Raw genomic sequence first — 12407 nt, forward strand, 5'->3', positions numbered from 1 at the left:
CAACTCCCGGCCGCATGCTAAGCGCCGGCGGCTTCGGTGACCGCGCGGAAGAACCGGTAGCAGTTGCGGCCGGCCTTCTTCGCGTAGTACATCGCCGTGTCGGCGTTCTTGAGCAACTGGCCGACCTCCTCGCCATGCTGTGGGTATACGGCGATACCGATGCTGCCCGAGATGTCGAGCGCGTGCGGACCGATCAGGAAGGGTCGCTTGAGGGCCGCCAGCACCTTGCCGGCGACGAGAACGGCATCCATCGCGCGTTCGATCTGTGCCAGCAGGATGACGAACTCGTCCCCGCCGAGGCGCGCCACGGTATCCGTCTCGCGCGGCACGCAGGCCTTCAGGCGCAGCGCCACCTCCTTCAGCAACAGGTCACCGACATCGTGCCCGAGCGTGTCGTTGACCGGCTTGAACTGATCGAGATCCAGGAACATCAGGGCGAGCGTCGCCCGGTCCCGGCGCACCTGCGCCAGGGCCTGCGACAGGCGATCGCTGAGCAGTGCACGATTCGGCAGATCGGTGAGCTGATCATGGTGGGCGAGGTGCTGGACGCGTTCCTCGGTTGCCTTGCGCTCCGAAATGTCCTGCTTGATGGCGACGAAGTGCTGGATGCGGCCGTTGATGTCGGTCACCGGCGAGATGGTCAGCGCCTCGTCATAGAGGCTGCCGTCCTTGCGGCGGTTGACCACTTCGCCGCTCCAGACCCGCCCGTCGAGGATCGTTTCCCACATGCGGTGATAGAACTCCGCTTCCTGATGACCAGTGTTGAGCATCTCGCTCGGCTTGTCTCCCACCGCCTCCGCCAGGCTGATGCCGGTCATCCGGGTGAACGCCGGGTTGGCCCACACCACCGTCGCAGTCACGTCGGTGATGACGATGCCGTTGGCAGCCGAATTCAGCGCCGCCTCGAACAGGCGCAGGCGCGACTCGAGCTTCTGGCGGACGACCGCATGCCGGATCGCCCGCCCGAGCGCGTCATGGTCGAACTGTCCCTTCACCAGGTAATCCTGCGCGCCGGCCTCCAGCGCCGCCGCCGCCAACTGATGGTCATCGGCCCCGGTGAGGACGATGATCGGCACGTCGGGCACCATCGAACGCACCATCTGCACCGTCGCGATCCCCGTCGAATCGGGCAGCGACAGGTCGAGCAGAACGACATCGGGCCTGGCTGCCGTCGCCATTCGCAAGCCATCGACCAGGGTCGACGCCCATCTCAGTGGCTCTCCATCACCCAGGCGGCGCAAACCGGCGCGGCGGATGCTCGCCTGGATCAGGCCAAAATCGCCTGCGTCATCCTCGATCACCAGGATCGAGACCTGCGGCGTCGGCTCGTTCATTTCCGTGTCTCCCTACCATCGACCGCCTCGGCGTTCCGCCTGCCATTGTGCGCCAGGAATGCCACTCGCGACCAGTGCTCGCCCAGCCGCCGAATTTCTTCGATGAACACGCCGACATCGGCCGTCTTGACGATGTAGTCCGCGGCGCCGAGACGACGGGCCGCAAGAACGTCGCGCTCGACTGCCGAGGTGCTCAGAACGACCACCGGAATACTGCACAGCGCCCGGTCGTCCCTGATTTCGGCGAGGAACTCTCGGCCATCCATGCGCGGCATGTTGAGGTCGAGCAGGATCAGGTCGGGACGGCTCGCCAACAGGAAACGTGCGCCCTGGCAGCGCAGGTACTCGAGCGCTTCGCGCCCGTCGACGACGTGCTCGACCTCCGCCTCGACCCGGCTCTCACTCAACGCCACGCGCAACAGATGGGCGTCGGCCGGTTCGTCCTCGACGAGCAGGATCAGCAGGCGACCAGCGCTGCCGCCGCTCCCGCCCGGCGCGGCTACCGCCGTCGGCACGGCGCCGCTCATGGCGCTCGGCCGGCGCCTGCCGACTGCTCGGCGGCCGGCAGCTGCAGCACCAGTCGGCAGCCGCCGCCCGGTGCCTCCTCGATCCAGGCCTGCCCGCCGCAGCTCTCGGTGACGCGACGGACGATCGCCAGACCCACTCCCGTTCCGTCGCCACTCGATGACAGTCGCTCGAAGACGCGGAACACTCGCCCACGATACTCCTCCTCGACGCCAGGGCCATCGTCGCTGACGTGATAGACGACCCACTCGCCTGTGCGCTCGCCCGACACGTCGATGTGCAGCGCCTGCGTGCCGCGGCCGTGTTGCAGGGCGTTCTCGATGGCGACGCGAAAAAGGTCACCCAGCCGCGGCAGGTCGATCAGCGCCGGCGGCAACGGGCCGATACTGATCCGTGCGCCTGCCTCGGCAAGCGGCCCGGCTAGCTTCGCCAGCAAGGACTGCAGGACCGGTTCGACGGCACAGCACTCGATCGGTCCGCGCGGCTGGTCGGCCGACAGGTAGAGTTCGGCGTCCCGCAACAGTTCCTGCAATCGCCCCGCCTGCTGGCCGATGAACTCGAGCGACAACAGCGCCTCGGGGTCGTCGACGCGCCCGGCGAGCTGGCTGCGCAGGCGACCGGCATAGGTGGCAACGCGGCGTGCGGGTTCCTGCAGGTGATGCGCCGTGACTTCGGCAAAGCGCTGCAGATCGGCGGTCCGTTGCGCGACGCGCAACTCCAGGGTCCGTTCGTGTGCCCGCGAAGCCGCCATCAGCCTCGCCTGCCAAGCCGCCTGCCATGCCAGCACAAGGCAGAAGAGCAGGCCGGCAGCCACCTCCAGCAACAGTCCGCGCACATCCGCCCAGCCAGCGACCGGCGCCACGCTCAGGCTCCAGGGTGCATTGGCCACCAACAGCTCCTTCTCCACCGGATCGACCGGGGTCGCCCACGACGAAGCGGCCAACAGTTCCTTCTCACGCGTCTCCGGATCGCGACTGAACAGCTGATAGGCGTAGCCCTGCTCTTCCAGGTCGTCGAGGCGACTCTGTCGCAGCACCTCCCGCAACGGCATCCGGGCAACCGCGAAACCCCAGAATGGGCGGCCATGGGTCAGGTCGTCGGCGAAGATCGGCAATAGCCCGACAACGTCCAGCCCGCCATTCGCCAGCCTGAGTGGCCCGGCCAGCAGCGGCACGCCACTGCTGCGGCTGTGCCGCGCCGGGCTGCCGAGATCCGGGTCGCGCAAGAGATCGACGCCGACCAGGGCCTCGTTGCCGGCCAGCGGAGCGACCTGCCGCACCACCCCGGCCGGCGCCAGTTGCAGCGCGGACACCTCGGGAAAGTGGCGCAGCAACCGGTCGCAGGTTGCTGCGAAAGCCGGGATACCTTGCTTTCCCGGCCGCAGCATGGCTGCCAGGGCATAGGTTGGCGCAAGCGCACGCTCGACGCTGCTCTGGACGTCGTGCGCGCGCTCGGCAGCGACGCTGGCCGCCTGGCCCCGTGCCTCGCGCAGGCGCTGCTGCTCCTGTCGCCAGATCAGCCCGCCGACCAGGGCACTGGCGACCAGGAAGGCCAGCAAGCCGACGAGCCGCGGTCGACACCCCAGGCTGCTGCCGGCGCGTGCCGTTGCGCGCTTGCGCTCGCCCGCCGAGGACGCAGCGGCCGACATCACGGAGTCTTCCCCGGCATCGGCACCGCAACGCAGAATCGGCTGCCACGGCCCTCACCACCAGACTCCACCCAGATGCGTCCACCGTGGTGCTCGGCAATCTTGCGACACAGAGCCAGACCGACGCCACTGCCCTCGAACGCGGCACGGCTCTGCAGCCGCTGAAAGACCTGAAACAGGCGGCCCAGTTGTGCCGGCGCGATGCCGACGCCGTTGTCGGCAACCACCAGACACCACTCCGCAGCTACGATCCGGCTGATCACCGTGACCTGCGGCTGCCGTCCCGGGACGCGAAACTTGACCGCGTTCGCGATCAGGTTCTGCAACAGCCGCAGCATTTCGTCCGGGCGCACGAAGACCCGCGGCCACTCGCCGCAGATGTTGATCGTCGCCCCGGCCTCGGCAATCGCCGGCTGCAGGAACAGCAGTGCTTCATCGAGTACGACGCGGCTTTCGATCCACGCGGGTGGTTCGCCGAGGCGACCCACCCGCGAGTATTCGAGCAGCGCCACCAGCATCCGGTCCAGACGCTTGGCGCCATCGATGGCGAAGCCGAAGTAGGCGCTCTGCTCCTCGTTCAACTGGTCGGCGAGACTGGTGCCGAGCAGTTGCAGATAGCTGGCGATCATTCGCAGGGGCTGCCGCAGGTCGTGCGAGATCGCGTAGCTGTACTGTTCGAGTTCGGCGTTCGAACGTCTCAATTCGGCCTCGGCCTGCTTGCGCTCGGTGATGTCCTGGGTCGTTCCGAGGCTGCGCAGGGGCTTGCCATCAGCGTCGAAGGTGAGATCGGCGCGGTGGCGGACGTAGCGGACGGCGTTGCCGATCAGGATGCGATGTTCGTGCTCGAACGAGCCGCCGAGCTGCAGGAAACGCTGCCACGCTGCCTCGAGCGCGGCACGATCGTCGCTGCAGACGCGCCCCAGGTACGACTGGTAGCTGCCGACGGTGCCTTCCGGGAGGCCGAAGAGGCGACACGTTTCCGGCGACAGGTGCATCTCGTCGCTGGCCAGTTCGTAGTTCCAGCTGCCCACGTGTGCCACCGACTGTGCCCTGATGAAGTTGGCCTGACTCTCGCGCAGCGCCGACACGGCCGCGTCGAGCTGCCGGACCTTCAGCTCGAGGTCGTGTTGCAGTTGCTCCTGTTCCCGCATCAGGCGATAGGTCCGCAGCGCCGAATGGACCTGCGCAAAGATCTGGTTGCCGTGCAGTTCCGACTTCAATCGATAGCCATCGATCTCGTACTGGCTGATGACCTCGCGCTGTGGTGCATAGCCCGGCTGGCCGGTGATCAGGACGATCTGCACGGTACGGTTGGCCAGTTGCTCGCGGTCGCGGACATGGCGGACGAGGTCGAGACCCGCACGCTCCGACTCCATCACCACATCCAGCAGGATCAGGGCGATGTCCGGGTTGGCCGCGAGCACTTCCTTCGCCTGCTCAGCCGAGAAGGCGTCCAGCAACTGCAGCCCGCGGCCTTCGATGGCCACCTCCTGCAAGGCGAGGCGAAGCACGGCGTGTACGTCCGCTTCGTCGTCCACCACCAGAACCTTCCACGGCTGGCCGCCAACAGGCGCCGGGTCGCCGGCATCGGCCGCCAGCATTGAGGAAAAGAGGTCCGGATCCTCGCTCACCGGGCTGCTCATTGGCTCATCTCCACGGGCCGCACCGTCGCGCACGCGCCCAGGCTCCGCTCGTGCGAGCGGTCGCCGGCAAGCCATCGGAACACTCAGCGTTCTCCATTCAGGCAACGGCCTCGAGGACTCATTTGACGGCGACGACCCGACAGGCGGTCTTCCCCCGCTGCCGATCCATGTCCTCGCTAACGACACGGCAGCACTGCAACTTTAGCCCCGTCTGCACCAGCGATGCCGGTGCCGGGCAGGCACCGGCCCACAGCTCAGTTCTGTTCGATCGGTGGCGCTACCTTGAAGACTTCGGCCAGCGTCGTCACCCCGGCTGCCACCTTCATCGCTCCCGAGATGCGCAAGGGCTTCATCCCTTCACGAAACGCCAGGTCGCGAATCCTGGCGATATCCCTGTTCTCGCTGATCGCCTGCTTTACCTCGGGCGACAGCATGAGGATCTCGTACAGGCCGACGCGGCCGAGGTAGCCCGTCATGCGGCAATCGAGGCAACCCACGGGCCGGTAGAAGCGCGACGGCCGGTTCGACTTCCACGGTGCCACCAGTTGATCCCACATCGCCTCCTCGACGGGACTGGCCGGATGCACCTGCTTGCAGTGCGGACAGAGGATGCGCACCAGACGCTGCGCCATCACTCCGAGCACCGTCGCGCCGAGCAGGTAGGACGCGACGCCGAGGTCGAGAAGGCGCGTGATCGCCGACGGAGCATCGTTGGTGTGCAGCGTCGACAGCACCAGGTGGCCGGTCAGGGCCGCCTGGATCGCCACCTCGGCAGTCTCCAGGTCACGGATCTCGCCGATCATGATGATGTCCGGATCCTGCCGCATCAGTGCGCGCACACCCTGCGCGAAACCGAGGTCGATGACGTTCTGCACCTGCATCTGGTTGAAAGCCGGCTCGACCATCTCGATCGGATCCTCGATGGTGCACACGTTGACTGCCGGCGTCGCCAGCTGCTTCAGCGTCGAATAGAGCGTCGTCGTCTTTCCCGACCCGGTTGGCCCGGTGACCAGGATGATGCCGTTCGGCCTCTCGGCCATTGCCTTCCAGCGTCCCTGGTCGTCGTCGGAGAAGCCCAGTTCGGAAAAACCACGCACCAGCACTTCGGGATCGAAGATGCGCATCACCAGCTTCTCGCCAAAGGCCGTCGGCAGGGTGGACAGGCGCAGTTCGGCTTCCTGGCCGTCGGCCGTGCGCGTCTTGATGCGACCGTCCTGCGGGCGACGCTTCTCGACGACATCCATGCGGCCGAGGATCTTGACGCGATTGATCATCGCTGCCAGGACGCTCATCGGGATCTGGTACACCTGGTGCAGCACACCATCGATGCGGAAGCGGACGATGCCCACTTCCCGCCGCGGCTCGATGTGAATGTCACTGGCACGCTGCTCGAAAGCGTACTGCCACAACCAGTCGACGATGTTGACGATGTGCTGGTCGTTGGCGTCGAACTGTCGATTGGTGCGGCCAAGCTCGACCAGTTGCTCGAACGACGACAGGTTGCCGGCCGGGCCGCCCAACTGTGCCGCCTTCTTGACCGACCGGGCCAGATTGTAGAACTCGACCAGATAGCGCGCGACATCGACCGGACTGGCGAGGACGCGACGGACCTCCTTCTTGCTGATCGAGCGGATCTCCTTCTCCCAGTCGCGCAGAAAGGGCTCGGTCGTCGCCACCAGCACTTCGCGCGTCGTCACGGCAACCGGCAGGACTCCGAAACGCGTCGCATAGGCACTCGACATGACCTCGGTCACGGCGGTGAAATCGACCTTCAGCGGATCGATGTGGTAATACTCGAGACCCACCCGCTGTGCCAGCCACTCGCCCAGGTCGTCGAGGCTCAGCGGACGGTGCGGTTCCTGCTGCGATTTCCACTTCTGGTCGGCGATGATCACCAGCGGGTGCGCGACCACGCGCTTGAGGCGGCTTTCCTTGAGCAATGTGTCGGCGTCTGCGGCGCCGACCAGGCCATCGGCGACCAGCCAGCCGAGAACCTCGGCCAGCGCCAGGCGATGTTCATGAACGGTGTGGGCCGTTGCCTGCAGCATGTGTGGTTTTCCGGGGAGGGGTACGGTCACTATACCGGAGAGCAGCGTCGCGACTCAATGGTGGCGCCGCGACGGGGTATCATGCACCCTCGCCGCGACCGCAGACGCAAGCGGTCTGCCGGGCCGCCTGCCGGCCACCGTCAACCAGCCCCGTGGAGGAACCCATGCAAGCCAGATCGCTGATCATCACCGCCCTCGCCAGCACCCTGTTTGCCCTGCCGGCAGTCGCCCAGACGGCCCCCGGCGGCATCGGCCCGGGAACGCCCGGCGGCGGTGGCATGGGTCGCCCGGCGGACTGCAAGAAGGCAGCCGACCCCGAGCAGTGCGCCGCCCGCCGCGCCGCGCACGAGCGCGTCCTCGCCGCCTGCCGCGACAGGAGCGGCAGCGAGCGCCGCCAGTGCATGCAGCAGCAGGCGCAGCAGACCGACTGCTCGCGCGCGCGCAACCCGCAGCAGTGCGAGGCCCGCAAGCAGGCCTACGCCGCCTGCCAGGAGCGCAGCGGTCCCGACTTCAAGCGCTGCGTCCAGGAGAGGATGCCGGCCGTCGACTGCGGCCAGGCGGCCGACCCGGCCCGCTGCCAGCGCCACCAGAAGGCGCGCGAACAGTGCCGCGACAAGATCGGTCCCGAGCATCGGCAGTGCCTGCGCGAGGCACTGGCACCAGCCGCCAGATAGCGCAACGGGCCGCCGCCCGGTGACCCGCGGCGCGGCTGCTCAGGCGGCAGTCGCGCTGGCGGCAATCGCCGCCCGCCAGGCGGCCAGCTTGTCCGCGAAAGCCAGCGTATACGCCGGACTGGTCGACGGCAGGACGTGCGTCGCATAGCCCTGCTGCCGGAACCAGTCGGCGAAACGCCCTGCGGTCTGGCCATTGAAGCAGATGCAGCGCAATTGCGGGGCCGCGTCGCGCAGACTCGCGAAGTCGTTGGCGACCGCCGACTCGATGGCGGCATCGAGAGCGCCGCGGCGCCGGCACTCTCGATAGACGTCCCAGAGCCCGATCCGGTGCTGCAGCAGGCATCGCTGCTTGCCGGCATAGTCGAGGGCGGAGAGCGGCTCGTCGAGCAGCACTTCGAGCAGGCGCCAGAACTGGTTCTGCCGGTGCGCATAGTAGTGCGCGGCGGCGAGCGATGCCGGTGAAGGAAAGCTCCCCAGGACCAGCGTCCTGACACCGGCATCGATGATCGGCGGCAAGCCGAGCAGCAGCTCGGGCCTGCCGGCCGCCATCAGCGACCGCCGGCGAGCGACAGCGCCAGCATCAGGTCATTGATGCGCCTGACGAAACCAGCCGGATCGTCGAGTGAACCGCCCTCCGCCAGCGTCGCCTGCTCGAGCAGCAGGTTGGCCCAGTCGTCGAAGCGTGTTTCCTCATATTTCAGCCGCTGCACCGCCGGGTGCTTCGGATTGATCTCGAGGATCGGCTTGCTCGCAGGGGTCTGCTGTCCGGCAGCCTTGAGGATGCGCTGCAGGTTGCCACCGAGATCATGCTGGTCGGCAACCAGGCAGGACGGCGAATCGGTCAGGCGATGCGTGACGCGCACGTCCTTCACCTTCTCCCCGAGCGTTGCCTTCACCTTCTCGATGAGTTCCTTGTACTCGTCGGCAGCCTTTTCCGCCTCCTCCTTTTCCGCCACGTCCTCGAGCTTGCCGAGGTCGAGCCCGCCCTTGGCAACCGATTGCAACGGCTTGCCATCGAACTCGGTGAGGTGACCGGTCACCCACTCGTCGACGCGATCCGACAGCAGCAGCACCTCGATCCCCTTCTTGCGGAAGATCTCGAGATGCGGGCTGTTTTTCGCGGCAGTGAAGGTTTCCGCCGTGACGTAGTAGATCTTCTCCTGGCCATCCTTCATCCGCGCCACGTAATCGGCCAGCGAGACGCTCTCCTCGGGGGTATCGGACTGCGTCGAGGCGAAACGCAGAAGCCTGGCGATCCGCTCCTTGTTCGCGAAGTCCTCGCCGACCCCCTCCTTGAGGACGCGGCCGAACTCCTTCCAGAACCTGACGTACTTCTCCTTCGCCGCCTCCTCCTCGCCATCGGCAAGGCTTTCGAGAAGACCGAGAACGCGCTTGACGCAGCCGCCGCGAATCGTCTCGATGTCGCGTGACTGCTGCAGGATCTCGCGCGACACGTTCAGCGGCAGGTCGTTCGAGTCGACAACGCCGCGCACGAAGCGCAGGTACAGCGGCATCAACTGCTCGGCGTCATCCATGATGAAGACGCGCCGGACATAGAGCTTGATGCCGTGGCGGGAGGTCCGCTCGAAGAGGTCGAACGGCGCCCGCGACGGGATGTACAGCAGTTGCGTGTATTCCTGCTTGCCTTCGACGCGCGCATGGACATGCGCCAGGGGATCCTCGAAGTCATGCGCGACGTGCTTGTAGAACTCGTTGTACTGCTCGTCGGTGATTTCCGATTTCGGGCGGCTCCAGAGCGCTGACGCCTGGTTCACCGTCTCGTCCTCGTCAGTCACCACCTGCGCTTTCTGCTCCTCGTCCCAGCGCTCCTTCTTCATCAGGATCGGCAGCGTGATGTGATCCGAGTATTTTCGGATGATCTCGCGCAGTTTCCAGTTCGAGAGGAACTCATCCTCGCCCTCGCGCAGATGCAGGGTCACCTCGGTGCCGCGTTGCGCCCGGTCGATCACTTCGACCGTGAAGTCGCCCTCACCCGATGACTCCCAGCGCACCCCCTGACTGGCTTCGAGACCGGCTCGACGCGAAACAACGGTGACCCTGTCGGCAACAATGTAAGAGGAGTAGAAGCCGACACCGAACTGGCCGATGAGGTGCGCGTCCTTCGCCTGGTCGCCGGTCAGCGCCGAGAAGAACTCGCGCGTCCCCGATTTGGCGATCGTTCCCAGGTGCTCGATCGCCTCCTCACGCGAGAGGCCGATGCCGTTGTCGGCAATGCTCAGCGTGCGCGCCTCCTTGTCGAAGGAGACACGGATCTTCAGGTCGCCATCGTCCCCGTAGAGCGCGGCATTGTTCAGGGCTTCGAAGCGCAGCCGATCGCAAGCGTCGGAAGCATTCGAGATCAGCTCGCGCAGGAAGATCTCCTTGTTGCTGTACAGCGAGTGGATCATCAGGTTGAGAAGCTGCCTGACTTCGGCCTGAAAGCCCAGTGTTTCCTTCTGTGCACCCATGCGAGGACTCCGTGAATGGCGTTTGTGAAAAACGAAGAGGCGCAAGCCTTGCGCCGCGGACGATGGAGCAGCAGGTGGGGACGATCGGTACCATTTCAAGCCCTGTCGGCGCGGCCCGGCAAGCAACGGCTGCCATCGTCACCCCGGGGGCGCGCTCACTCCTCGCCGGGCTGTCTGCCGGTTTCGGTCTGCGCTCGCTGTCGCCGCGCCACACGGCCCGCGCGCGGCGGCTTCCTCACCGCCGCTCAGGACTCGGCGCTCGGGTAAACGACCGCCAGGACCTCGACCTCGCGCCAGCCCGCCGGACTCTGGAAGCGGACGATGTCGCCGGCACGCGACTTGAGCAGCGCACGCGCAAGCGGCGACACCCAGCTGATTCGTCCGTGCGCCAGATCGGCCTCGTCCACGCCGACGATCTGGTAGGTGCTCTCCGTTCCCTGGCCGTCGCAGATGCTGACCGTCGCACCGAAAAAGACCTGTTCGGTGTTCTCGCGCCGCGCCGGGTCAACGATCTCCGCCAGGTCGAGACGCCGGGTCAGGAAGCGTATGCGCCGGTCGATCTCGCGCAGCCGCCGCTTGCCATAGATATAGTCGGCGTTCTCCGAGCGGTCTCCGTTGGCGGCGGCCCACTGCACGACGCCGACCACCTGTGGCCGCTCGACGCGCAGAAGGTGCTCGAGTTCAGCGCGGATGCGCGCGTGCCCGGCGGGCGTGATGTAGTTGCGTGTACCCTGCGGCAACCGGAGAGCCGGATCGAGCGCCTCCTCCTCGTCCTCGTCGTCTGCCGCTTCCCTGACGAAAGCCTTGTTCATCGCCTGTCGCCCATGCACCTGCCGTCTGCCGACGCTGCGCCACACCCGTCGCCGGGCCTGGCAAGCGGGCAACCCTGTCCGTCAGCAGAAGAAAAAGAAACGGCGCAGGCTCCGCAACCTGCGCCGCACTGCCAGCCTGTGGGCTGCTCAGTAGCCGATGTTGAACGCCCCGACATCGATGCGGATGGTGTCGCGACCGAGCGCCAGCGCAGTGTAGCGGGCAAAGCGGGTCGCCCAGTCCTTGCCTTCGATGAAACGCGTTTCGCCACCATAACGGGCAACATTGAGGATCTTGTCGATGATCAGCACCTTGCCCATCGGGTTGCTGGGCTCGCATTCGAGATCGGCGAACTCCTTGTCGAACCAGCGACGCGCCTCTTCCGGAGAGCCTGCCGCAAGTTCGGTGTGAGAGAACCTGTACTCGTACTCTCGCTCCCGCCCAAACGAAACGATAATGTGATAGACCATCTGCCTCCTTCCGGCTCTGTCTCAGGGTTACAATTTCAGCCTCTATTCTATTCGCAAAAGCGTCCCGTGCCGCAAGTCCCAGGCGAGCGCGCAGCGTTTATTGACGGTCTGCGCGCCTTCGTTCCGATGAGCATGAGCATCCTCCCCTTTGGCCTCGTCTGCGGCGCCGCCGCCAGCAATGCGGGCCTGACGGCCGGGCAGTCGCTGGCCATGAGCTGGGTCATCTTCGCCGGCTCGGCACAGATCGCGAGCACACAGCTCTTCGCCGGCGGTGCGCCGCTGCCGGTCATTCTCGCCACCGCGACGATCATCAACCTGCGCTTCCTGATGTACGGCGCCTCCCTGTCGCAACACTTCGGCGGCCTCGGCCGACGCTGGCAGGCAGCGATTGCCTACCTGCTGACCGATCAGGCCTTTGCCCTGACGGTCCTCCGGCGCAACGCCCGCCCCGAAGAGCCGCATCTCCACTGGTTCTACCTCGGGCTGGCCGGAGCGACCTGGGTCTGCTGGCAACTGGCGACGATCGCCGGCATCCTGCTCGGCAGCCTGATGCCGCCGAGTTGGTCGCTCGACTTCATCGTCCCGCTGACCTTCATCGCCATGCTCGTGCCCCTGCTCAGCACGCGCGCCATGCTGCTGGCCGCAGCCACCGGTGGCAGCGCCGCGGTCCTGCTGGTGCTGCCGCTGCGACTCAACCTGATCGCCGCAGCGCTGCTCGGTGTCGCCGCCGGCATCGCAGCGGAGAAGATCGGGGGCGGCCGCTGAGTGCAACCGCTTTCGCCCCGGG

Annotated in this window: 11 protein-coding genes; 2 read left to right on the forward strand and 9 right to left on the reverse strand. The window is 66.5% G+C overall.

What is annotated here, in order from left to right; translation table 11 throughout:
- Window positions 1-17: 17 nt before the first annotated feature.
- The 5 genes from HT579_16090 to HT579_16110 form a co-directional block, all read right to left on the reverse strand.
- A complete protein-coding gene (locus HT579_16090; protein ID QKS30301.1) occupies window positions 18-1334 on the reverse strand; it encodes a diguanylate cyclase in 1317 nt (438 codons plus the stop codon).
- A complete protein-coding gene (locus HT579_16095) occupies window positions 1331-1861 on the reverse strand; it encodes a response regulator (protein ID QKS30302.1) in 531 nt (176 codons plus the stop codon). The genes HT579_16090 and HT579_16095 overlap by 4 nt, the downstream gene beginning before the upstream one ends.
- Window positions 1858-3507, reverse strand: coding sequence for a CHASE domain-containing protein (locus tag HT579_16100; protein ID QKS30303.1), 1650 nt, complete (start codon window positions 3505-3507; stop codon window positions 1858-1860). The genes HT579_16095 and HT579_16100 overlap by 4 nt, the downstream gene beginning before the upstream one ends.
- On the reverse strand, window positions 3507-5150 hold the full coding sequence (locus HT579_16105; GenBank protein ID QKS30304.1) for a PAS domain-containing protein: 1644 nt from the start codon (window positions 5148-5150) through the stop codon (window positions 3507-3509). Before HT579_16105 ends, HT579_16100 begins: the two co-directional genes overlap by 1 nt.
- A gap of 254 nt (window positions 5151-5404) precedes the next feature.
- Window positions 5405-7198: a type II/IV secretion system protein gene (locus tag HT579_16110; GenBank protein ID QKS30305.1), complete on the reverse strand. Its 1794-nt coding sequence runs from the start codon at window positions 7196-7198 to the stop codon at window positions 5405-5407.
- A gap of 164 nt (window positions 7199-7362) precedes the next feature.
- On the opposite strand from HT579_16110, the gene HT579_16115 reads away from it, so the two are divergent.
- Window positions 7363-7872, forward strand: a complete 510-nt coding sequence (locus tag HT579_16115) for a hypothetical protein (GenBank protein QKS30306.1) — start codon at window positions 7363-7365, stop codon at window positions 7870-7872.
- A gap of 39 nt (window positions 7873-7911) precedes the next feature.
- On the opposite strand, the gene HT579_16120 is transcribed toward HT579_16115, so the two are convergent.
- The 4 genes from HT579_16120 to HT579_16135 form a co-directional block, all read right to left on the reverse strand.
- Window positions 7912-8400 (reverse strand): DNA-deoxyinosine glycosylase, encoded by a 489-nt coding sequence (locus tag HT579_16120; protein QKS31671.1) that lies wholly within the window; start codon window positions 8398-8400, stop codon window positions 7912-7914.
- 20 nt (window positions 8401-8420) lie between these two features.
- Window positions 8421-10340, reverse strand: coding sequence for a molecular chaperone HtpG (gene htpG, locus HT579_16125; GenBank protein ID QKS30307.1), 1920 nt, complete (start codon window positions 10338-10340; stop codon window positions 8421-8423).
- 245 nt (window positions 10341-10585) lie between these two features.
- Entirely contained in the window at window positions 10586-11152 is a 567-nt protein-coding gene (gene greB / locus HT579_16130; GenBank protein QKS30308.1) for a transcription elongation factor GreB, read from the reverse strand.
- A 147-nt stretch (window positions 11153-11299) separates the two neighbouring features.
- Window positions 11300-11620 carry a hypothetical protein gene (locus HT579_16135; protein QKS30309.1) on the reverse strand — a complete coding sequence of 107 codons (321 nt, stop codon included), beginning with the start codon at window positions 11618-11620 and terminating at the stop codon, window positions 11300-11302.
- Between the two features lie 126 nt (window positions 11621-11746).
- On the opposite strand from HT579_16135, the gene HT579_16140 reads away from it, so the two are divergent.
- Window positions 11747-12385, forward strand: coding sequence for an AzlC family ABC transporter permease (locus HT579_16140; protein QKS31672.1), 639 nt, complete (start codon window positions 11747-11749; stop codon window positions 12383-12385).
- Window positions 12386-12407 lie beyond the last annotated feature (22 nt).

This window comes from Candidatus Accumulibacter similis (assembly GCA_013347225.1).
GTDB classification, from domain to species: domain Bacteria; phylum Pseudomonadota; class Gammaproteobacteria; order Burkholderiales; family Rhodocyclaceae; genus Accumulibacter; species Accumulibacter similis.

What these genes read in the sequence shown, in the direction of transcription:
- HT579_16090 (QKS30301.1), bottom strand. Translation starts at nt 1,334, where the DNA reads ATGAACGAGCCGACGCCGCAGGTCTCGATCCTGGTGATCGAGGATGAC.
- HT579_16095 (QKS30302.1), bottom strand. Translation starts at nt 1,861, where the DNA reads ATGAGCGGCGCCGTGCCGACGGCGGTAGCCGCGCCGGGCGGGAGCGGC.
- HT579_16100 (QKS30303.1), bottom strand. Translation starts at nt 3,507, where the DNA reads ATGTCGGCCGCTGCGTCCTCGGCGGGCGAGCGCAAGCGCGCAACGGCA.
- HT579_16105 (QKS30304.1), bottom strand. Translation starts at nt 5,150, where the DNA reads ATGAGCAGCCCGGTGAGCGAGGATCCGGACCTCTTTTCCTCAATGCTG.
- HT579_16110 (QKS30305.1), bottom strand. Translation starts at nt 7,198, where the DNA reads ATGCTGCAGGCAACGGCCCACACCGTTCATGAACATCGCCTGGCGCTG.
- HT579_16115 (QKS30306.1), top strand. Translation starts at nt 7,363, where the DNA reads ATGCAAGCCAGATCGCTGATCATCACCGCCCTCGCCAGCACCCTGTTT.
- htpG (QKS30307.1), bottom strand. Translation starts at nt 10,340, where the DNA reads ATGGGTGCACAGAAGGAAACACTGGGCTTTCAGGCCGAAGTCAGGCAG.
- greB (QKS30308.1), bottom strand. Translation starts at nt 11,152, where the DNA reads ATGAACAAGGCTTTCGTCAGGGAAGCGGCAGACGACGAGGACGAGGAG.
- HT579_16135 (QKS30309.1), bottom strand. Translation starts at nt 11,620, where the DNA reads ATGGTCTATCACATTATCGTTTCGTTTGGGCGGGAGCGAGAGTACGAG.
- HT579_16140 (QKS31672.1), top strand. Translation starts at nt 11,747, where the DNA reads ATGAGCATGAGCATCCTCCCCTTTGGCCTCGTCTGCGGCGCCGCCGCC.